The 23130-nt window shown below is 38.9% G+C and carries 21 protein-coding genes and 1 riboswitch; of the genes, 2 read left to right on the top strand and 19 right to left on the bottom strand.

The window, feature by feature from the left end; translation table 11 throughout:
* Window positions 1–127: 127 nt before the first annotated feature.
* A complete protein-coding gene (ybaK, locus tag PTI45_RS03805; protein ID WP_069326215.1) occupies window positions 128–637 on the top strand; it encodes a Cys-tRNA(Pro) deacylase in 510 nt (169 codons plus the stop codon).
* Between the two features lie 108 nt (window positions 638–745).
* On the opposite strand, the gene PTI45_RS03800 is transcribed toward ybaK, so the two are convergent.
* From PTI45_RS03800 to PTI45_RS03715, 18 genes are all read right to left on the bottom strand, one after another.
* On the bottom strand, window positions 746–1579 hold the full coding sequence (locus PTI45_RS03800; protein ID WP_069326214.1) for a MetQ/NlpA family ABC transporter substrate-binding protein: 834 nt from the start codon (window positions 1577–1579) through the stop codon (window positions 746–748).
* Between the two features lie 129 nt (window positions 1580–1708).
* The gene (locus PTI45_RS03795) at window positions 1709–2377 is read right to left on the bottom strand and encodes a methionine ABC transporter permease (RefSeq protein WP_069326213.1); all 669 of its coding nucleotides are present in this window, start codon (window positions 2375–2377) and stop codon (window positions 1709–1711) included.
* The gene (locus tag PTI45_RS03790) at window positions 2377–3393 is read right to left on the bottom strand and encodes a methionine ABC transporter ATP-binding protein (protein ID WP_069326212.1); all 1017 of its coding nucleotides are present in this window, start codon (window positions 3391–3393) and stop codon (window positions 2377–2379) included. Before PTI45_RS03790 ends, PTI45_RS03795 begins: the two co-directional genes overlap by 1 nt.
* A gap of 183 nt (window positions 3394–3576) precedes the next feature.
* A riboswitch (SAM riboswitch) is annotated at window positions 3577–3739 on the bottom strand.
* Between the two features lie 181 nt (window positions 3740–3920).
* Window positions 3921–4886, bottom strand: a complete 966-nt coding sequence (locus PTI45_RS03785) for a COX15/CtaA family protein (protein WP_069326211.1) — start codon at window positions 4884–4886, stop codon at window positions 3921–3923.
* 191 nt (window positions 4887–5077) lie between these two features.
* Window positions 5078–5404, bottom strand: coding sequence for a DUF3139 domain-containing protein (locus PTI45_RS03780; protein ID WP_069326210.1), 327 nt, complete (start codon window positions 5402–5404; stop codon window positions 5078–5080).
* A 222-nt stretch (window positions 5405–5626) separates the two neighbouring features.
* A complete protein-coding gene (locus PTI45_RS03775) occupies window positions 5627–5983 on the bottom strand; it encodes a thioredoxin family protein (RefSeq protein ID WP_069326209.1) in 357 nt (118 codons plus the stop codon).
* 13 nt (window positions 5984–5996) lie between these two features.
* Window positions 5997–7616 (bottom strand): putative polysaccharide biosynthesis protein, encoded by a 1620-nt coding sequence (locus tag PTI45_RS03770; RefSeq protein WP_069326208.1) that lies wholly within the window; start codon window positions 7614–7616, stop codon window positions 5997–5999.
* A 137-nt stretch (window positions 7617–7753) separates the two neighbouring features.
* Complete coding sequence (locus tag PTI45_RS03765) at window positions 7754–8239, bottom strand: DUF456 domain-containing protein (protein WP_069326207.1); 486 nt, start codon at window positions 8237–8239, stop codon at window positions 7754–7756.
* A gap of 75 nt (window positions 8240–8314) precedes the next feature.
* Complete coding sequence (locus tag PTI45_RS03760) at window positions 8315–9067, bottom strand: Cof-type HAD-IIB family hydrolase (protein ID WP_069326206.1); 753 nt, start codon at window positions 9065–9067, stop codon at window positions 8315–8317.
* A gap of 287 nt (window positions 9068–9354) precedes the next feature.
* The gene (locus tag PTI45_RS03755; RefSeq protein WP_069326205.1) at window positions 9355–10245 is read right to left on the bottom strand and encodes a metal ABC transporter permease; all 891 of its coding nucleotides are present in this window, start codon (window positions 10243–10245) and stop codon (window positions 9355–9357) included.
* Window positions 10238–11155, bottom strand: coding sequence for a metal ABC transporter permease (locus PTI45_RS03750; protein WP_069326204.1), 918 nt, complete (start codon window positions 11153–11155; stop codon window positions 10238–10240). The genes PTI45_RS03755 and PTI45_RS03750 overlap by 8 nt, the downstream gene beginning before the upstream one ends.
* 38 nt (window positions 11156–11193) lie before the next feature.
* Window positions 11194–12000: a metal ABC transporter ATP-binding protein gene (locus PTI45_RS03745; RefSeq protein ID WP_083243326.1), complete on the bottom strand. Its 807-nt coding sequence runs from the start codon at window positions 11998–12000 to the stop codon at window positions 11194–11196.
* Window positions 12001–12051: 51 nt separating this feature from the next.
* Window positions 12052–13083, bottom strand: a complete 1032-nt coding sequence (locus PTI45_RS03740; protein ID WP_245703412.1) for a metal ABC transporter solute-binding protein, Zn/Mn family — start codon at window positions 13081–13083, stop codon at window positions 12052–12054.
* 228 nt (window positions 13084–13311) lie between these two features.
* The gene (locus tag PTI45_RS03735) at window positions 13312–15339 is read right to left on the bottom strand and encodes a peptidoglycan D,D-transpeptidase FtsI family protein (protein WP_069326203.1); all 2028 of its coding nucleotides are present in this window, start codon (window positions 15337–15339) and stop codon (window positions 13312–13314) included.
* A 26-nt stretch (window positions 15340–15365) separates the two neighbouring features.
* Window positions 15366–17372 carry a peptidoglycan D,D-transpeptidase FtsI family protein gene (locus PTI45_RS03730; RefSeq protein WP_069326202.1) on the bottom strand — a complete coding sequence of 669 codons (2007 nt, stop codon included), beginning with the start codon at window positions 17370–17372 and terminating at the stop codon, window positions 15366–15368.
* A gap of 167 nt (window positions 17373–17539) precedes the next feature.
* Window positions 17540–19561 (bottom strand): peptidoglycan D,D-transpeptidase FtsI family protein, encoded by a 2022-nt coding sequence (locus tag PTI45_RS03725; RefSeq protein WP_069326201.1) that lies wholly within the window; start codon window positions 19559–19561, stop codon window positions 17540–17542.
* A gap of 132 nt (window positions 19562–19693) precedes the next feature.
* Entirely contained in the window at window positions 19694–20848 is a 1155-nt protein-coding gene (locus PTI45_RS03720) for a transglutaminase domain-containing protein (protein WP_069326200.1), read from the bottom strand.
* A 30-nt stretch (window positions 20849–20878) separates the two neighbouring features.
* A complete protein-coding gene (locus PTI45_RS03715; protein ID WP_069326199.1) occupies window positions 20879–21337 on the bottom strand; it encodes an ATPase in 459 nt (152 codons plus the stop codon).
* A gap of 182 nt (window positions 21338–21519) precedes the next feature.
* Between PTI45_RS03715 and PTI45_RS03710 the strand changes: the two genes are divergently transcribed.
* A complete protein-coding gene (locus tag PTI45_RS03710; protein ID WP_069326198.1) occupies window positions 21520–21855 on the top strand; it encodes a toprim domain-containing protein in 336 nt (111 codons plus the stop codon).
* Between the two features lie 60 nt (window positions 21856–21915).
* Here the strand turns inward: PTI45_RS03710 and cyoE are convergent, their stop codons facing one another.
* A complete protein-coding gene (gene cyoE, locus PTI45_RS03705; protein ID WP_425415565.1) occupies window positions 21916–22857 on the bottom strand; it encodes a heme o synthase in 942 nt (313 codons plus the stop codon).
* Window positions 22858–23130: the final 273 nt, after the last annotated feature.

Raw genomic sequence — 23130 nt, 5'->3', positions numbered from 1 at the left:
TATAGTGTACAGACCCTAACCTATAGATGTCAAAAGGTTCAGTACATCAAGCTTTGACACACTCTACGAAATCTCAAAAGATCGTTTATAATAGTAGTATTCAGCTTATGAAGTAGGGGGTATTTGAATGAATACAAGTAAGACCAATGCGATGCGCATTTTAGACAAAGCCCATATTCCATACACCATTATTGAATATGATAATAAAGACGGCAAAATTCACGGTAATGCGGTTGCCGTCAAAATCAATAAGCCACCTGAAATGGTGTTTAAAACCTTAGTGACTCAAAGTAAAGATAACTTATTTATTTTTGTTATTCCGGTTGGCGCTGAATTAGATCTTAAAAAGGCAGCCAAAGCAGCTGGAGAAAAGAAATTAGAGTTATTGCCTGTGAATGAGTTGCAGAAATGGACAGGTTATATTCGAGGAGGCTGTTCTCCGATAGGTATGAAGAAATTGTATCCTACCTTTATCGATCAAGATGCTATGTCACTTGAAACAATGATCGTTAGTGCAGGCAAAATAGGCATGCAAGTAGAGCTTTCTCCATCACAACTTGTGGAAGTGACTCGTGCGATATCTACATCTTTAGTTCATGATACGGAGAGCGTAGACGATCATGGAGATACGATATAAGTTATTTTTTTACAATAAATATACATTTCTAAAAACGCAAAAAAAAAAGAGCCTAACTTCTGGAGTGAAGTTAAGCTCTTTCTGTATACTTTCAGTGAGGATATGGACTTAAAATGCTGGAATAACAGCACCGTTGTACGTATCTTCAATGAATTTTTTTGTATCATCAGATGTTAAAGCTTTTTTCAATTTTTCGATAGCTGCATCGTTTTGGTTATCTTCACGAGTTACCAAGTAGTTGGCATAAGGTGCGCTACTTGTTTCTGTCAACAATGCTGTTTTAGGATCGATTTTAGCTTCTAATACATAGTTCATGTTGATCATACCCAAGTCTACTTGACCCAATTGTCGAGTGATAAAAGCTGCATCCATCGGTGTGAATTTAAAGTTTTTTGGATTCGATGTGATATCTTTGACAGAAGAAGTGATGTTTGTTTTGTCTTTCAATTCAATCAATCCGTTGTTCGCAAGCAAAATCAAAGCACGTGCTCCATTGGATACTTCGTTAGGAATAGCGATATTTGCGCCATCTGGCAATTCATCGATAGATTTATACTTTGTAGAATAGGCACCAAAAGGTTCGATGTGTACAGGTTGTACTGCTTTAAGTGTCATACCACGTGATTTATTTTGTTCTTCAAGGTAAGGCAATGTTTGAAAATAGTTAGCATCTAGTTGTTTACCGTTCAATTGAACGTTAGGTTGGATATAATCTGTAAATTCAACAACTTGTAAATTAACGCCTTCTTTAGCAAGTGCAGGTTGAATATGCTTTAAGATTTCAGCATGAGGTACAGCTGTAGCACCGACTTTCAATGTCACTGCCTCTGCTCCACCTTCAGTGGTTCCTGTAGCTGCTGTGTTATCAGCGGCTTTATTACCACAAGCCGATATAATAGCTACCAACATAATACTTAGTACAATTAGAGTCCATTTTTTCATCTTCTCTACCCCTTTATTGGTTTGGTATTTTAATTCATGCTATTGATATGCTGAACATCTTATTGTTGTCGATCTGACCACCTGAATATTCAGCAGAATTACCACATATAGACGATTCTTTATCTATATTTATCTTCTAGAGAAATGAACCACTAGACGATCGCCAAGCATTTGTAGAATCTGAACAATAATGACCATGATGACTACAGCCACTAACATAATCGCCGTATCATAGCGATAATAACCATAGTTGATCGCAAGTGTTCCGAGTCCTCCAGCACCAATCATTCCTGCCATCGCTGTATTTGATACTAGAGCAACAACAGTCACTGTCAATCCGGCAAGTAGTCCTGGCATAGCTTCGCGTACAAGTACACGTGTGACGATCTGCCAGAGAGAAGCTCCCATAGCATTGGCTGCTTCAATCACACCACGATCCACTTCGCGCAGTGCTGTCTCCACCAATCTGGCAAAAAACGGGGCAGCGGCAATGACTAACGGTGGAATCGTTCCCAGTACTCCGATTGTTGTACCTACTAGAATTTGCGTTAATGGTAATATGGCTACGATCAAAATGATAAACGGAACCGAGCGCAAAATATTAACGATAAATGCAATCACCGCATAGAAATAACGTACCCATGCTACCGTAGAACGTCCTGTAATAAATAGTAATATACCTAGAGGCAATCCTAAAATTAAAGTAAATAACCCGGAAGCACCTACCATTTTGAGTGTATCTAGCGTTGCTGTACCGAATTCATTCCAATCGATTTGTGAAAAATCCAATTCACCCATCAGTTGATCACCTCCACATCCAGACCTTCAGCAGTCAATCCATCGAGTGTACGCTTAATGTCTCCTTCTGTTCCTTCAAAGCGAACAATCAGTTGTCCATAAGGTACATTTTTTAATGTTGAAATCGTTCCTTGCAAAATAGCAAAATCGACACCTGTATGACGTACCGTTTGCGAAAGAATCGATTGATACGTTTTGTCACCTAAAAATGAAACTTTAACAGTTAAAGAATTGGGAACATTTGGTGCTGTCCAAGACGTGTTCAATAGTTCAGCATTGTTGGATTCATTTAAAATAAAATCACGTGTCACTTCATGCTGTGGCTTCAAAAAAACGTCAGTGACAGGACCCTGTTCTACAATCCCACCACGATGAATAACAGCTACTTTATCGCAGATGCTCTGAATCACATGCATTTCATGTGTAATCAAAATGATTGTTAAATTAAAGCGCTCATTGATATCAACTAACAATTTGAGAATCGAATTGGTGGTCTGAGGATCAAGTGCCGAAGTAGCTTCATCACAAAGTAATACATCAGGGTCACTTGCTAGTGAACGGGCAATTCCTACACGTTGTTTCTGTCCGCCAGATAATTGCGCAGGATATTTATTTGCATGATTCTCAAGTCCAACCAGAGCTAATAATTCTTTCACTTTTTCTTTAATTTTACGTTCTGGTGTTTTGACCAAGCGTAAAGGAAAAGCGATATTCTCATACACCGTTGCCGAAGATAATAGATTGAAATGCTGAAAAATCATTCCTATTTTACGTCGTCTCACTTGCAACCGTGCTTTGTTAAGCTTGGTCATATCAACGCCATCGATCCATACTTCACCGGAAGTGGGACGTTCGAGTAAGTTGATACATCGGATTAACGTACTTTTACCTGCACCCGAATGTCCAATCACACCGAAAATCTCACCTTTTTCGATCTTCAAATCGATACCGCTTAACGCAGGACTTAGATTTTTACCTTTGCCATACGTTTTAGTTATATTTTTTAACTCAATCACAGATGGGTGCTCCTTCCTTCTATCTCTTCATTCCTCAAGCGATATTACATTAATCATATATAAACCATCGAATAAGTCGGATATATTTTCATTATAATATATGTCGGTATTCGCTTCTCTCTTCTTTATACAAAAAAAGAACCCTTTCGCAGAAAAGGGTTCTCTATTATTAGAGATACTTCCTTCTCATCTGCCAAAATCACATTGCATTGACTGCACATGCCATTTTGAAGGAATTAGCACCATGACATTTTAGAAAGTAGATTGCTACATTCACTGCAATCCATTTTCTAAAATCGGTTGCCGGGTTTCATCGGGCCAGTCCCTCCACCACTCTCGATAAGAAAATATGAAAAATTCGAATGAAAATGAAAATCTTTTCTCAGTATATTGAACTTCACACGCTTTGTCAAAGCAAAAATAAACATTTCCTAAGGAAATTAGAAATCTTTTATTATTTAATAAAGTCGTTATACACAATCAGTATTGATTTTAAAGTATCCAGAAGCATATTAATAGTGTTGCTTTTATAGATCCTGTCCTATTTTACCACGTGTACCACGACTTAATTGCCATACTCGTACACTCATATAACATAACACACCGAACAAAATCTGAATCAATAGCGTATGCAACATACTGGAGAAGAAATACCATTCAGGTACTTTCATCGTTACAATATTCAACATTCCGCTTAGAATCTGCATAATGATAAAGACGATAGCTGTTACACCTAACTTACGAATACCCGGATTATACGGATGACGACGGTAAGCATAGTGTGCTAGAACCGCAATTACGATTAACAGACTATATGCTGCTACACGATGGAAAAAGGCTACAGCTACCCCACCGGATAATTCCGGTAAGATTGAACCGTTACACAGTAGTACTCCTGAACAACCACCTCTAGAATCGGTATGAGTTACAAAAGCACCTGTATACACTACCATATACGTATAGATCGTAGCAAACCACGTCAGATTACGCATCCCTTTACTCACCGGTGGTTCATCAGGAATCGGTAAATCTCCTTTTTGCTGATCCATCCGTCTTGCTCCAAGTGCCATCATCGACGAACTTGCAAAAGCAATCATCGCAAATCCAAAGTGGAGCGCCATAATAGGAGCAGATTGTGAGAATACAACAGCCAATGCGCCCATTACTGCTTGAACTAACACAAATAGTAATGTTAATGATGCATATACTTTAAGCTCACGATGCTTATTAAAAAAGATAAATCCGATAAAAGAAAATAATGCTGTTAAGCCCGCTAAAGCACTAATTGCCCGATGCGAATACTCGATAAGTGAAGAAATCGTATACGCTGGTACAAATTTGCCATGACATAGCGGCCATTCTGTTCCGCAACCGAGCCCTGAACCTGATTTCGTTACTACAAGTCCCCCCATTGTTGCTAAAAACATAACAACACAGGTGACAAAGCTCAACCATTTTAGATGTGTAGTTGTTATTCTGAACTTTCTTGCCATTTAGAGAATCACCCGCTATTTTATAATAGTGACATTGTTTATAGTCACTATCTATTATAACGAATCACCAGTAATTACTACCGCATCCTTTGTGACAAAAAATGATCAATATCTACACAATACTATGTAACTAACTTTTATAGATATAATGTGTTCTATCTAAGATAGAATTATAGACTATTCATGTTATTTTACTTGATGAGATGCTTGGAAGTATTTCCACTATATCCTTCTTGAGCAATATGCCCATCTTTAAAAATAGCATAAGAATATGTGGTGTTAGGTTCATCTTTAAAAACTACATTAGCACCATAAGGCGCATTGGATGATGTAAATGAATATGTACCTTCAACTTTTTCAATGTTGTATCCTTTATCATAAACTAAATAAGCTTCAATTTTTTGTCCTGCTTCTTTTTTTGTAAAAGGATTGCCATGTAAACCTAAATAAACAGCGGCTACTCCAACAATAACAATTACTATTAAAAAACTGGTAATAATCATTCCTTTTTTTGACATGATATCCACCTCCTGAATGTATCGTAACAAATGAAAAGTCAGGTAAGCAAATATTGACATAATTTATAAACCAGTTCGCACTAAAAATCAATATACAGTCAAAATAAAAAGACGTACAACGATAGCTGTTCAAAGCATATCTTTGTACGTCTTTACTTATAAATATAGATGTACTTATAGCAACATATAGTTATTATATATTTCTATTTCAACAAAATCTTTTTATTCTGCTGCTGTTGTAGCCAATGTCTCATACACAGCGACAGCACGATCTAGAAATTGTTCAATTTCCTCACGAGATTTGCGTGCTTTGTTAACGAAACGGACTAATTCTTTGCCATTCGCATACGCGACAAAGCTAGGGATACCAAGGATATTCTGTTCTTGGCTCACATCACCTGTTGCTTCTACATCCACTTCAACAAGCGTTAGACGATCCGCATATTTACTTTCTACTTCAGGCATAAATGGATCAATATATCGGCAATCTCCACACCAGTCTGCTTTAAATACAGCGACAGTTAATTGAGAAGAATGAGTGACAGTTATAAAATCTTCTTTGCTATTAATCATTTGCATAATGATATTCCTCCTAATTCTTTTGTAGACGCATTAATGGACGGAAAACTTTTCGTAATACTTTAGGGTATGAATCCAATTCATTGGCTTTAACCACTCTTAGTAAAACAAGCATGACTGGATATACCAATAGTATCGCTATTCCTACCATACAACAACCGATAAAAAATGCAACTCGATCATTCATATAACCTGTTAATAAAATACCTACTTGGTTAAGTAATAGACCGATTCCGCCAAGCACTACTACGGTAATCAAGAAGCCGATCCAACGATTGCCCAAAATAGAGAACGTAACGATCTTTTGAAGCGAACGCATATTCATCCATGTGATCGTAATAAAACATAACGAAGTACCTAAAATAATGCCGTAAATACCAATAAATGGTGCTAATGCAAAACTAACAATCAATTTCACGACAATTCCGATTAACACATGTACCATCGATTGATTCGCTTTATTAATACCTATTAACATTGAATTGGTTGTCATCATCGTAATCTGGAAAATTGTTCCCAGCGTCAAAGCAGCAATAATGCCTGCTCCATCTTTACTACTAAATAACAATCCATTTAACGAATATGCAGAAGTACTAAAAATCAATACAATCGGTATACCCGTTAATATTGAAATCCTTAATGCTAAAGTGATCTGATTTTTCAAATGTTCCATTTTGTTACTGGCAAAAGCAGCCGAGATAATCGGAATCAGTGATTGACTCAGTGCAATCGCTAGAATCGGTGGGATTCCGGCAACACTTTGTGCTCTTGAACCGAGAATAGCCAGTACTCTTGTCGCCATCTTATCTCCAATTTCGCCCATCAATAACGGCTTAACAAGTGTACTATCAATATAATACACAGCTGGAATCGTCAGAGACGATATAACAATCGGAATTGATAATTTGAAAATATCACTATAAATTTGTCGCAAAGGAATCACAGCATGCGTTGTGTCTGACTTCGCATCCAATCCCTCTAACTTATCTTGCTTACGCATTTTGAACGCATAGTATAACATCACGGTAAATGCACCGATACTACCGAGTACACTACCAAATGAAGCTCCTGCTGAAGCTTCGACACCGCTATAACCCAGATGCAAAATAACATAAGCTAACAAAATGGCTGTAAATACGCGTGCAATTTGCTCAATAATCTGAGAAATACCGCCTGCAATCATCAAGTTACGTCCTTGAAAATAACCGCGCATCATCGCAATCATCGGGAATAATAATAATGATGGTGCAATCGCTCGAATAGAGATAACCGCTTCAGGTACTTTCGAGTTATAAATTGCAAAAAATGGTGCTAACGCATACAACCCAATTGTCATAATAACACCGATCACACCTGCAAATAACAAAGCGGCAAAGTAAATACGTTGCGCTTCTGCCGGTCTACCTAACGCATAACGCTCAGATACCATTTTACTCAGTGTACTAGGAATCCCTGCTGTGGCTACAGCAAGTAACATCAAATATAGATTGTTAGCAACTGTAAATGAAGCATTTCCTGTAAAGCCTAACATATGCTCTAATGGTACACGTTGTACCAGACCTATCACCCTTGCAATCAAAGCAGCAACGGCCAAAATCACGGTTCCTCTGACAAATGACTCTGTTTTAGACAAAACGGCTCCCCTTTTCTCACGCCCGATCTCAACCATACCAAAAAACCGGAAGGCTGAAAGGCCTTCCGGTCTTGGGCTTTTTCAACAACCTCTATTATAGACAACCTATAGTCATCTAAGCAATGCGGGTTATTTTTTTAAAATACAAAAATCCAGAGAAAGAAGATAACGATCATCGCTACTTGTAAAATAATCTTCACAACCATGCTGGTGAATAATCCAAGCATCGTGCCCCATGCAGCTTTAAGCGATTGCTGAAAATCTTTACCTGAAATCAACTCACCGAGAATTGCACCGATCAATGGACCCAAAATCAGACCAAAAGCAGGAATAACAAACGGTCCAACAATCAATCCAATCGTTGATAAAATGACGGTGAGCTTGGTTCCTCCAAACTTTTTGGTTCCATAAGCACCTACGACGTAATCGGCTACAAACAGCACAATCACAATTAACGTCTGAATAATCCAGAACCAGACATTATATTCAGCGAATGAGAAAAACCATCCGTACACAAAAAATCCGAAATAAATAGCTAATGCGCCAGGTAATACAGGATAAACCGCTCCTGCGATCCCGACTAAAAATAAAATAATGACTAAACTCCAACCGAGAATTTCCATCGGTGTGGTTCACTCCTTCCAGTAATCTTTCTATACCTATATACTCGAAGAGAGCCTGATCCGTTGCAACTTTTTTTAGATCAGAATATAATCGCGAATGACTTCAACAATTCCATCATCATTATTAGAGCCTACAACCAAATCTGCCGATTCTTTCACAGGTTCTTGAGCATTACCCATCGCTACACCTAATCCAACAGCTTGAATGACAGCGAGATCGTTTAAGCTATCGCCTACAGCAACCACTTCAGACATATCAATATTAAGCAACTGGCATACTTCGTTAATGCCTGCTGCTTTGTTAATTCCGAGTGGATTGATCTCTAGATTATGTGGAGACGAATTGGAAATCTCAAGTCCACCCATATCTTGTAATGCCATAAGAATCTGGTAACGCAATTCATCATTTTCGGTATTATAGCCAAATTTGAGCCATTCAATACTTGTAAGGTCTGTACCTTCTTCTAGCCAGTTATCACGATTGTGTAAACCGTTCACTGTATATGCCCAGAACCAGACATCTTTTTCGATTGCCAATTCGTACATTTGACGAATGAGATCAGGATCAACCAGTGTACGTCGATGTAGCTCATGAGGAGCTTTCCAGACCTCACTACCATTTACAGTGACCATAGGAGTATCTAAGCCTAATTGCTCGGCATAAGGCATTGCACTATGAGCTGCACGTCCTGTAGACAAACACACATGAATACCCTCATCCATCGCTTTATTAATCCATTTAATCGTTTCGAGGGTAATCTCATGATTATCGTTTAATAATGTTCCATCCATATCTAAAGCTAATAACTTATATTTACGTGTCGTCATCTTGTCGTATCGTTCCTTTCCTGTTCCTATTTCTATAGTGGTGTTTATTGAATCTACTGTAGCCAGTCAGTGAGCTTATTGCGATAACAGGCTCATTTTATCATAGATGTTACATCGGTCACAAAAGCTTTTGTAAATTACATGTGAAAAATAATCAAAACACCCTGCAAGATTACAGGATGTTTTGCAAATGGTTTACATTCATGTGTAGACCTATCATGTTGTTTCACTTTCAACAAAGACAAGATGGTTAGAAAGTCTATATTTATACTTTTCTGGTAGGATTCTTATTCAGCGATTGCTGTTCCTTGAGAACGGCGTTGACGCAGACGGCGAATCAATACACCATGCTTTGGAGAAAATACAAAAGCAATTCCAAACAATATACCTGCTACTGTAACAATACTGCCTGCAATCGAAGCATTAAGTATATATGCTGTATAATAACCAATAATAGAACTAACGACTCCTGTTAGTACACTATACATTAGCATTCTGCCTAGACGATCTGTTAACAAGTAAGCAGTAGATGCTGGAATAATCAACATACCGACCACTAGAATAGCTCCTACACTTTCAAAAGAAGCCACCGAAGTCATCGACACCATTCCCATTAATAAATAATGGAATAACATCACTGGAATCCCACAAGCTACTGCCATCGCTGGATCAAATGCTGAAATTTTGAATTGTTTATAAAATAATGCAAGTAACAGTAATATAATCAACAATGCCGATCCTAACATCCAGACCGAACGTGGTCCCATATCTATCCCGTTCGCTGTCCACGTATCCCACTGTACATAAGCAATCTCGCCGAACAATACACAGTCAAGATCCAGATCAATATTACGGGCATTGAGACTGATAATAATAACGCCAATCGCAAATAATGCTGTAAAAATAATGCCGATTGACGCATCCGATTGAATACCTGAATTTTGTAACCATTGAATTAGAAATACAGCAAGCAATCCGAGAGCAGTTGCTCCAATCATCATCGCTAACGAATCTCGTGTGCCACTCAGTAGAAAAGCAATCGCAATGCCGGGTAATACGGCATGACTAATCGCGTCCCCAATCAGTGCCATTTTGCGCAAAATAAGAAAACAACCCAGTAATCCACAAGCGGCTGACATCAGACAAGCCGTTAAAATAATCCAAAAATCACTACTCATGGCTTATTCCTCCTTGACGCTGCCACTGCTCTTTGGTCTGCTTACGCGACCATAACTTGGCTAACCATCCACGACGCGGAGCACATAGTGCCGAGATTGCAAAAAATACAGTAGCCGCAAGTACTGTCACTGGACCTGTTGGCAATTGAGACACCATTCCACTCCACAATGTTCCGATTAGACCACTTAACGCTCCGAATATACCGGATACCATCACCATAATATGCAGACGATCTGTCCAGAAACGTGCTGCAATAGCAGGTGTAATCAACAACGCAGACATCAATACTACGCCTACTGCTTGAATTCCTGCAACCACAATAATAACCGTCAATAGTAGAAGAAGTTGCTCCAAAAAGGCGACAGGCAAGCCCATACCTTTGGCAAATCCAGGATCAAAACTGATTAGTTTAAATAATCGGAATAAAGCCACACAGATAACAATCATCAATAGGCTAATACCGGCAAGAACATAGACATCACTTTGCATCATAGAAGCCGCTTGTCCAAATAGGTACTTGTCTAACCCACTTTGTCCACCGTCTCCGCTATGTTGAATATGAGTCAGTAACAATACGCCTACTCCGAAAAAGAAAGATAAAATAATGCCCATTGCCGCATCTTGTTTGATTCGTGAATATTGTGTAATCCATCGAATCCCAAAGGTCGCGAGTACCCCTGCAACTAAAGCTCCAATAAAAAATCCACCTGTTGATTTGACACCACTCAACATAAAAGCAATACAAATCCCCGGTAATGCCGCATGAGCCAGTGCATCTCCTATCAAACTTTGCTTCCGCAAAACCATAAACGAACCAATCACTCCACTACTTAATCCGAGTAACATACAACCGACAATAATCCAGCGTACATTCGGATCAAGTATCAAAGCCCCTATCGTATTCCACATATACTCTCCTCACCCCCAGCACTTGGCACTATAAGTGCTTATTTCCCTGCAAGTACAATGCCTTCTTTACCTTGTAACACCGCCATTTTGCCACCATATGTCTGCTGTAACATGTCAGCATTAAATATATCTTTGACTGCCCCTACACCAATCAGTGTACGATTTAGCAGTAATACATCATCAAAATACGCTTCTACGGTAGAAAGATCATGATGAACGACCAGAACTGTTTTACCTTCTGCTTTGAGTTGTTCAAGCAATGAAATAATGGCTTTCTCTGTCGTCGCATCGACCCCTGCAAAAGGTTCATCCATCAAATACAATTGAGCTTGTTGCGCTAACGCTCTAGCTAAAAAAATACGTTGTTGTTGTCCACCAGACAATTGGCTAATCTGCCGTTGTGCATAATCTGCCATCCCTACTTTGCGTAGACATTCCATCGCTGTTTCATGTTCATGTTTGCCAGGGCGACGGAACCAGCCTAATCGTCCATAGGTGCCCATTAATACCACGTCTAAAGCATTCGTAGGGAAATCCCAATCTACTGATTCTCGCTGTGGCACATACCCTATTTTTTTACGGTGTTGTTGATAGGTTTTTCCATAGACTTTGACATCCCCTGCGATCGAAGGGACTAATCCAAGTGAAGCTTTAAGTAAAGTGGATTTCCCTGCACCATTCGGGCCGATTAATCCAATCAGTCTTCCAGGAGCTAAAGTGAATGATACGTCCTGTACAACTGGTTTTTTATGATAGGCTACAGTCAGCCCTGTTACTTGCAGAGGCATAGCCATCGCGTTGTTGTCTGTAACGGCTATAGGATCAGATAGAGATAAATGGGTCATAAATAAACCTCCTTGTATAATGTATGATGAACAAGTGTATGCAATCATTTATTATTTCAGCGCTTCTACAATCGTATCTGTATTGTGACGTACCATTCCGATATACGTTCCTTCGGTTGTTCCTGCTTCACCCATAGCATCCGAGAACAATTCTCCACCAATACGAACCGTGTGTCCCATTGACCGAGCACCTGCGATAATAGCTTCCATCGATCTGGAAGGCACACTAGACTCTACAAATACCGCTTTGATTCCCCGCTCGACTAATTCATTCCGTAGATCACTTACGTCTTTAGAACCGTATTCTGCGGCTGTGCTGATCCCTTGTAACCCTTTAACTTCAATATTATAAGCATCACCATAGTATCCAAAAGCATCATGAGCTGTAATCAACACTCGACCCGACTCTGGAATGCTCGTTATTTTACTCTGTACTTCTTGATGTAACGTATTCAGCTTTGCTATATAAACAGAAGCATTTTGGCGATAATCTGCTGCGTGTGCAGGATCAGCTTCAATCAATGCCGCTTCAATCGTCTGAGTCACATTCACCCAAAGACTCACATCGAACCAGATATGAGGATCATATTCGGTTGCTCCATCTTCACTGTAACGAAGCTTGTTAGGATCAATATTTTCAGCTACAGCCACCACATGGCGAGATTTGCTCATTTTCTCCATAATCTTGGTCATACTACCTTCCAAATGCAGTCCGTTATACAACACTAGATCCGCATCGTCTAACTTACGAATATCTCCTTGCGAAGCTTTATACATATGCGGATCAACACCAGGTCCCATTAATCCTACAACGGATACATGCTCCCCACCGACTTCCTGAGCGGCATCAGCAATCATACCGGTAGTTGCTGTTATTCGTAATGCTCCCCCTTCTGCAAACGAAGGCGATTCGTCGGTTGCCCCTTGAATAGTTGTACATCCACTAAGAATAAGAACAATCACAGCGATACTAATGCTATACAGCATGCGTTGATATAACGGAGACGATGTTGCGGATTTACGGTTATGTTTATTAATAAGATATGCTTTTGCCCATGTTGATTTGGAACGATGAATCGACATATATGATCCTCCTGTACTTTCAAAATAGTCTGTTTCTATATACCAATAATCTACACTTTAAATATTACATTGAAGCAATTATTTTTCTCATATGACTATATTTTTATATTAGGAAATAATGTTTCCCTAGTGCAAATTTTAAAGTAGAAGGCAAAAAAAAGCAAGAGGCTATTTTCCCCCTTGCTTAATGTTATATTTAGACTCATTTATTTAATCATTTACTGTATATTACTCTGCACTATTTTCAGTAGCGGGTTTCTTTTTGGGTACACCATCTAATCCATATTTCTGATCATAGGCTTCAAAAATCTGACGTGCAATTGGAGCGGCACCTTGAGCACCATATCCACCTTCAGGTACAACAACAGCCACAGCTAGTTTAGGATTTTGTGCTGGAGCATACGCGATAAAGACAGCATTTTCAATCGTTTTACCTGTAGCCATCCGCTGTTGTGAAGTTCCTGTTTTGCGACGATAATCATAAGGGAATCCTTTGAACGCATCCACTTTACTTTGCATTCCTTGTTGTACAGCATCCCAATACTCTGAAGGAAAATCTACTTTATTCAGTACTTCTTTTTTAAATTTCTTGGTTACTTGTCCATCTGCATTACGAATCTCATTCACAAATTGTGGCTTCAAACGTTCTCCACGATTCGCTAACATCGTTGTATATTGTGCTAGTTGTAGAGTTGTATATTTCCCTTGTTGTCCAAAAGAAGCATATGCTAGAGCAGATTGAGCACTTCCTGATTCCATTTCATGTATATACTCTTTGTATCCTATATATTCTGCGGCAAGTCCACTTTCTGTAGATACTCCTAATCCAAATTGCTCCATATATTTATCCCATACATCTACACCAGGTTTACCTTCATACTTCTGATATAACCGTTTACCAACCATATCCACCATAAAGGTATTCGATGAATGAGAAATAGCGTCAACCGGATTAAGCATTCCATAAGCATGACTACTCGCATTTCTTACTTTAGTACCATATCCTTCTTTACCAAGTGTAGTCACACCACGATCATTATAATAATCATATCTTGTAAATAGATGTTCATTTAAACCGAGCAATACAGATAAAGGTTTCATCGTTGAACCTAGCAAGACAACCGAAGAAGGATGATCTCCACCACCCGGACGATTCACCGAACGAATAGCGCCATTCATATAGTAAGGCTCTATATTTTTCCATTCACTTTCAGTACGTGTATCTTTACTCCAAATATTACTATCATAATCAGGCATACTTGCCATAGTAACCACTTTACCTGTATCTATTTCCATTGCTACTGCATACCCTGTTACAGCATTAGGAGCACTAACTCCGCGTGTGCCTGAATAGCGTATTTTAGCCGTATGCTCTGTGATTGCTTTCTCCGTCGCTACTTGTATCTCTTTGTTGATCGTTAGTACAAGATCCGATCCTTTGACAGGTGGAATCAGCTCTGTCGGTCCAGAAGCCATATTTTTAGGATTGATTGGCACTCTACGATAACCACTTTTTCCTCTTAATTCATCTTGATATAACAGTTCTAATCCATCAAATCCTACATTTTCGATAGCCGAATATTTCATAGCTGGATCTTCACTTGAATTGCGTTGAATATTTTTATATTTATTTCGACTCATAGAAGATACGAAAGGACGCAAATATCCTACCGTCTGAACAGCAACCGTATCTGTATCATAATGTCGTATATTTTCTTCTACAATTTCTATGCCTTCGAATTCATCTCTACGCTCTAAAAAATAGGCAATTTCTTTATCAGATAATCCTGTTTTGATACGTCGAGGTGTGTAGCCATTTCCTTTAGCATATGTAGTATCCATCGCTTTAAAAATATCGACTGTTGTTAACTTCTTAGTATTTGGATCGCCATATTGATCAAATATCTTCTGTAACTTTCTTGCTAACTGCTTCGCTTCTTGAATACGATCTGCTCGATTATAATCTTTATCTAGGGTCAAATATAAAGACTGCGTAGGTTCTGAATAAGCAATCGGATGCATACTTGAATCGTAAATCGTTCCTCGTGTCGGTAAAAGAGGGACTTCTTTAACAATATCGCCTTCTGCTACTTTACGTAATTCTGGCCCTTCAACAAATTGAATAATAGCTAATCTAACAACAATCACTGAAAATACAGCAAACGTTATAAAGAAGAAAATATTGAGTCGAATAGCGAACTGTTTACGGTGTTTTTCCTGCTCATTTTCATGAGCAGGACTTTTGTTCAAATTCATAGATATCCACCTTTTATCAATTGTGTTTATTCTGTTGTTGTTTCTTCAGTTACAGCTTTACCTTTAGGGACTCCATCCAAACCATAGTATTGATCATACGCATCAAATATTTTTTTGGCGACTGGAGCTGCACTTCGAGAACCAAAGCCACCTTCAGGAATCATTACAGCAATAGCTAACTTCGGATTATTACGAGGAGCAAAAGAAATAAATACACCGTTATCGACTAATTTACCATAGATAGATTGCTGGGATGTACCTGTTTTACGTGCTACATCATAACGATAATTTTCAAATACAGGTACTTTACTTCTCATCCCTTGAATAACAGTATTCCAATATTCGTCTGGAAAGTTTACAGTATTTAATACTTCAGGCTCGATCTTTTTCACTAGATTTCCTTGAGCATCTGTAATTTTACTTACAAATTGAGGTTTGAGGCGTTTACCACGATTAGCTAGTGTTGTTGCATACTGTGCTAGTTGTAAGGTAGTATAACGACCTTGCTGTCCAAAAGAAGCATAAGCCATCGCTGCCTGCGCACTACCTGCGGCTTCAAGATTTAGATACTCTCCCCGACCTTCATTCTCGTAAGGAAGTCCGCTTCCTGTAGTTACACCTAGACCAAATTCTTTCATGTATTTGTCCCAGACGTTGACGGATTCGGCACCATATTTGTTATACAAACGCTTGCCGACCATATCGACCATAAAAGCATTGGAGGATTTTCGAATCCCTTCAGTCGGTGTTAAATAGCCTAGAACTTCACCTAATGCATTACGTACACGAGTCTCATGACCTGCTTTACCAAATTCAGCATATCCGCGGTCAGAGTATCCTGCATACGGCGTAAATAGTCCTTCTTCCATTCCGATCAATACACTTAAAGGCTTAATAACAGAACCCATCAAGACCATAGATGAAGCTCCTTTACCCCGGTATACTTCTCGAATCGTACCATTAGCAGAGCGAGATAGGATCTCGTTGATTTGGTCTTGACTAGGTGCATTTCCCCAGATATTGGAATCGTAATCTGGCATACTTGCGATAGCCACTACATTGCCTGTTTCGACTTCCATCGCTACTGCATAACCCGTTTGAGCATTAGGTGCATAAGCATTACCACTACTATAAGAATGCAAGTATGAAAGCTGATCAGTGATTGCTTGTTGAGCAACCAACTGTAGATTTTTATCAATCGTCATCCAGAGATTGTTCCCTTTAACTGGTGGTGTTAAAGTAGCACGTCCATTCACACGATTTAACGCATTGATTGGCGTTTTCTTCACACCATTTTTTCCACGAAGTTCGTCTTGATACGTATATTCAAGACCATCGACACCGACTAGTTCGGTATCAATATAACGAGATTCCTCATCTGATAGTCGAGCACGATTTATATATTTATTCATTGAAGTTTTCACACCATAAAAGGCTTTCAAATAACCTACCGTCTGTACAGCTAACTGATCTTTACTGTACTCACGCACACTTTCTTCTCTAACTTCAATCCCTTGGAATTGATCTTTATGTTCAAGAAAATAAGCAATCTCGCTGTTACTCAAATCTTTTTTGATTCGACGCGGTGTAAAGCCATAGTTTTTAATATATTTAATATCCATTTCTTTTTCAATTTCTGCGGCTGTCATTTTACGATCAGGATCACCGTATTTATTAAATACACGCTTGAGGTCACCAATAATTTGGTATAATTCTGGTTTATTTTTATCCAAGCGATAATCTTTACTCAATGTAAAATATAACGATTGCATCGAAAGGGAATAAGCAACTTTGGTTCCTGTAGCATCATAAATATTCCCACGGGTCGGTACAATCGGAGTGATATCGTTGGCAACATAGGCTTCTTTTTCTTTCAACGTTGGACCTTCTACAAATTGTAAAATAGCCAAACGTACAATAAGCACGCTAAAAATAACAAATACAGAAAAAAAGAATATATTCAAACGCACCGAAAATTGCTTACGGTGACTGACTTCGAGGTCCTCTGATGATTGTTCATTCCACTTTTTCATTCGGGTTGTTGAACCTCCTATGTATTTTGTTCCATATAATGTTGTTCTTTCTTCATTTTAACATATGTAAGCGCTATGTAGACTACAAAAAGATAACAAAAAAGCAGGTTCCTTATCGAAAGGAACCTGCTGACACATATTTGGAACATACACATCTACTTTTACAATTAATTATTACTTGTAGCTGCGGTTTGATCTGTTGTTTTTGCTTCAGATACTTTTTTCGGAATACCATCTAAGCCATATTCTTGATCATAAGCATCAAAGATTTTACGAGCTACTGGAGCCGCACTTTGCGCACCGAATCCACCTTCTGGAATCACTACGGCAACAGCCAATTTCGGATTATCTCGTGGAGCATAAGCTATAAATACACCATTATCCACAAGATGACCATATACTGATTGCTGAGATGTACCTGTTTTACGAGCATAGTCGTACGGGAATCCATCAAATCCAGATACTTTACTCTTCATTCCTGACTTGATCGCAGACCAGTAAGAATCAGGGAAATCAATTTGATTAACTACTTGTGCTTTGGTTTTCTGTACAATATTACCTTCTGAATCTGTAATTTTGCTTACCAATTGAGGTTTAAGACGTGTCCCTTTGTTGGCTAAGGTCGCTACATACTGTGCTAATTGCAAAGTCGTATATTTTCCTTGTTGTCCGAAAGAAGCATATGCCATTGCGGCTTGCGCACTACCAGCGGCTTTAAGATTCATATACTCCCCTGAACCATCACTCTCGTAAGGAAGCCCACTTTTCGTAGAAACACCCAGACCGAATTCTTTCATATATTTATCCCAGACATTGATCGATTCGCCACCGTATTTGGTGTATAACTTTTTGCCGACCATATCGACCATAAAAGCATTTGATGAATGTTCGATCGCTGTAGAAGGAGTTAAATAGCCATATACATGATTACTGGAATTACGTACTTTGGTCTCGTATCCTGCTTTACCAAACTGTGCAAATCCAATATCTTGATAACCACTATAAGGTGTAAACAATCCTTCTTTAAGACCTACTAGAACACTCAAAGGCTTAATAACAGAACCCATCAACACCATTGAAGAAGCATGCCCTTCACGATACACTTCACGAATCGCTCCGTTCGCATAATAATGCTGAATGTCTTTATATTTATCGTCTGTCATACTTTCCCATACATTAGAATCATAATCAGGCATACTTGCCATAGCGACAATATTTCCTGTATCGACTTCCATCGCTACTGCATATCCTGTTTGTGCATTAGGCGCATAGGATGAACCGCTACGGTAGGAATGAAGAAACGACAATTGATCGGTAATCGCTTGTTGCGTTGTTTTTTGTACATTTTTATCAATCGTCATCCAGACGTTGTTCCCTTTTTCAGGAGCAGTCAATTCAGTACGCCCGCTTGCAATATTCATTGCATTAACAGGGGTTGTTTTAAGACCATTTTTACCGCGTAGATCATCTTGATACGCATACTCAATACCATCGACACCGACAAACTCTGTATCTAGATATTTTTCTTGAGCATCTTCTAATCTCGCTTTGTTTTTATAATGATCCATCGTATTACGTACACCGGCAAAAGAAGACAAGTAGCCGACGGTCTGCACAGCGACACGATCCGTATCATAATGTCGAACACTTTCTTCTACAATCTCAATCCCTGGAAATTGATCTTTATGTTCAAGGAAATAAGCAATCTCTTCATTGGTTAAATCTTTTTTGACACGGCGCGGAGTGTAACCGAAATTTTTGCGATATGTAATATCCATCGCTTCAATAATCTGATCCGCTGTCATTGTTTCATCTTTACTTCCATATTGATTGAATACTTTTTTGAGTTTGCTTACGATGCCGTACAATTCATCTTTATTTTTAGCTAAAGAATAATTTTTTTCCAATGTAAAATAAAGTGACTGAGACGACGTAGAATAAGCAATTTTTTCACCGGAAGCATCCATAATATTGCCACGGATCGGTGGAATCGGGGTACTTTTACTAGAAATACTTGCTTCTTTTTCTTTCAACGTTGGACCTTCAACAAACTGCAAGACCGCCAGACGAACAATTAACACACTAAAAATGACAAAGGTCGCGAAAAAAAATACATTCAGTCGAATCGAAAACTGACGCTGATTTTTAATCTCGCGCTTTGACGGATCGTCCATACCCGATTTATTCATGTTGTAACATTTCCCTTTCTCTTACGGCACTACATGAGGCCTGTCATTCTGTACATCAACTATAAAACGAGACGACTTTTGAACTTTTTTTATCATACCATAGACAACCTGCTGTTGAATATTTTCGCTCTTTTACAACACGCTTTGCTCGATATGTGTTTCTGCAAATTTGGGAGGATTAAACCAATCACCCGCTGAAGCCCATGTTGGATCAAGTGGAACCCATTGCTCTGAATCTGGCAAATACACTTGATTCCAAGCATGCGGACCATAACCACCTTGTCCGTTATAACCAAGCCCTGTGACGACTCTTACATCTATCCCTTGAGAACGAGCCATCACCGCATATAAGCGGGCATAATCAATACATACCCCTTTACGAGTCGCAAAGGTTTCTTCAGGATTCTGCTCATGCCAGATTCCACGCTGTTCATAATTTTCGACTTTACTATAGTCATAAGTTACTCGAGATCCTACCCATTCGTAGAGCAGACGAGCTTTACTTTCTGTACTTGTTTCTTTGGCTACAATCGCTGCCGCCGCATCTTCGATATCAGATGGGATACTGCGATCAACGACATCGTATTTACGTTGAAAAATACCGGTCAGCTCTTTTTCCACTGCACTGGTGAATACAGGTAAAGTATCCGCTACAAACGAACCGGTTAACGGCTTAATCACAGTAGACACACTTTTTTGATACAGAGAGGAACCTTCTACATAAGCAGTGACCGTTGTACTTGGATACAGGCTGACCACGATAAATAAAATTAAAATCACTATTACGGATCGAATCGCTCCATTCAAAAGCCCAATTCCTCCACCTGCTAGACGATTGACCCATGAAGAACGCTTCTCATTCACCACGATTGTTCCTCTGCGCCATTTTTCAGGTAAAAGCAATACGGTTAGCAATGAAAAAGCAATACTAGCTACTACATAACTCAGTACAAATAGCACAATAAAACGCAATAATGAAAATTCAGAAATTAAATAAATGGCTGAATAATACATTTCAGTCCACCATTTCAATTCACCTTCTGGTGTAACCGAAGATACACTTTGCGCCCATGCTTGAACATGAGGCGATGCCCACAAAGCAAACGGAGCGGCTAGTACAAGTGCAAGTACTGTTAATAACGTACGACCCGCCCACGAAAATAATCTTCCTGCTGAACGTACAGCTCCATGACGTATTCCCTGAATAATCGAAAATAAAACAATCACATAAATCAAAACCGATACTGGACTGCTATCGAAAAACGTGGACAGCTCATTGAATGTCATACAGGTCCCCCTACATTTTGATCACACGGTTTAAGAAGGGTTACCTGATGTGCCAGCGTTCGATTTAGCTTCATCAATAAAAGATTTCATCGTTCCCTTCACATCCCATTCCCCTAAAGACACACCACGGAAAGTAACACCCACTGTATTTTTGCCAGGCGTTCCTAGCACTTGAAGATTAGTGGTACGAATCGTATAGCTACCATCTTGATTTTTTTCAAACTTCGCATCAGCGGCTTCTTTTTTCATCACTTCTGTTGCTTCTTGTTGTAATGCTGAAATCGTCTGTTCCGTTACTCCAGATACCGTATCTTTAATTTGATCCATTGAAATCCCACTGTAGATAAATAAAGCTACAGCAATAATAATAACAATCAACCATTTGATCACCGTTTTGACCAGATTGATAACGAGAAAGAGTATAATTAAGGCAACCAAAATGATTAGCCAATTTTGTTTAAAAAACTCGCCCCATACTTGCCAATCCATACATATAACCTCCAACTTTCATTTTTCATGATGAATCCATTTGTGTAATAATACATACCCTACCTGATAACCTTTGTTCATTATACAAGATGTATAGACGATATGTCAGCAAACGCCCGATATCATAACTTTTATAACATCCACTTCGAATATATTACAATAAATGGAAGGAGAACGATACGATGTATATTATTGTTGAAGGTAAAAATGATCGTAGTCGATTACGCCGATTGTTAAAAGAAGATGTAAAGATCGAATGCACATTTGGAACACTTAACGCCTTAAAATCAGAAAAACTTCGCAAACAAATCGGGCATGATGAAGTTTACTTATTTATGGACAATGACCCCGCAGGCAAAAAAATTCGTGGTGTGTTACGTGATACTTTCCCGGATGCTGTTCATATATATACCCGGCGAGGTTATGCAGGGGTTGAAGGCACACCGGATGAATATCTAGTGGCTCAATTAGAAAAAGCAGGCTTAGAAGAATACATTATTTATCCCATCCTATATTAAAAGAACACCGCATAGAGATACTCCTCTTGTGGTGTTCTTTTTTATGATTTTAATACATGTTTAGGAGTGATGAACCGTATCTATAATCATCATAATAAAGCTAATCGTCAAATAATTAATGGAAAAAATAAAAGCCGTTTTCGCCCATTTATCATTATCTTGTTTTCTAAATCCTGCGACTGCCATCCCGAACCATAGTACTGATAAAACAAGCGAGACGATCATAAAAATAATACCTGTATAATTGTAGACATACATCAAGATAGGGATAGGAATCAACAGTGCAATATAAGGAAGCATTTGATACTTTGTGCGTTTAATACCTTTGACAACAGGTAAAAGTGGAAATCCTGCGGCACGATATTCTTCTACACGGCGAATCCCGAGTGCCCAAAAATGAGGAGGTTGCCATAAGAATAACATTGCAAATAATAACCATGCTCCTAGATCCACTTGATGTGTAACGGCTACATAACCAATAACCGGTGGCATTGCTCCTGATATACCACCAAGTGAGGTGCTCCATGTGGATGAACGTTTTAACCACAACGTATAGATCACCACATAGACAAACATTCCAAGTATACCGAATGCTACTGCCAGTAATCCTACAAATAATGTCAGTACAGCCATTCCAAGTACGCCTAATATGATCGCATACCAGAGCACGATATGAGGCGAGACGCGGCGTGTTGCTAGTACACGATCTTGGGTACGTGTCATTTTGGTATCGAGGTCACGATCAAAGTAATTGTTAAATACACAGGAAGATGCCATGACTAACATGGTTCCCAGCAATGTCCATATTAAATGAATATAATTGACATTCCAGCCGGACGCTAACCAAAACCCACCAAATGTAGCGATCAGATTAGATCTTAAAATCCCGGGCTTCGCTAACGTCACAAAGTCTTTCCAAGTCACTGGTTGATCTGGAAGAGCAGGTTCTGTAGAGAGCATTGTAGCCTCTGAAGGAGTAGGTTGACTGAATCGATTGTCCACGTTGATAAGTTCCTCCTCAGCGCTTACTTTGGCAAGCGCATTTTGTTATCAAATGAGCTAACTAAGATTCATCTTTTTGCAATTGGTTTATCATAATCTGAACAGGCAATTATTACGTATATCATGTAAAATAGCTATAATCCATTCGATAATGTTGCCGATATCAATAAAAGATGGATCTTTTTTACCGCACTAGAAGATGTCGCGCTTTAATTGCCAAGCGCTTATCGTAAGATATTTTGCTTTGCAATCTTCCCCTTCTACTGACTTCAA

This window comes from Paenibacillus nuruki, assembly GCF_001721045.1.
GTDB lineage: Bacteria > Bacillota > Bacilli > Paenibacillales > Paenibacillaceae > Saccharibacillus > Saccharibacillus nuruki.
Note: the sequence above shows the minus strand (reverse complement) of the source record. Positions and strands in the feature narration are given on the sequence as shown.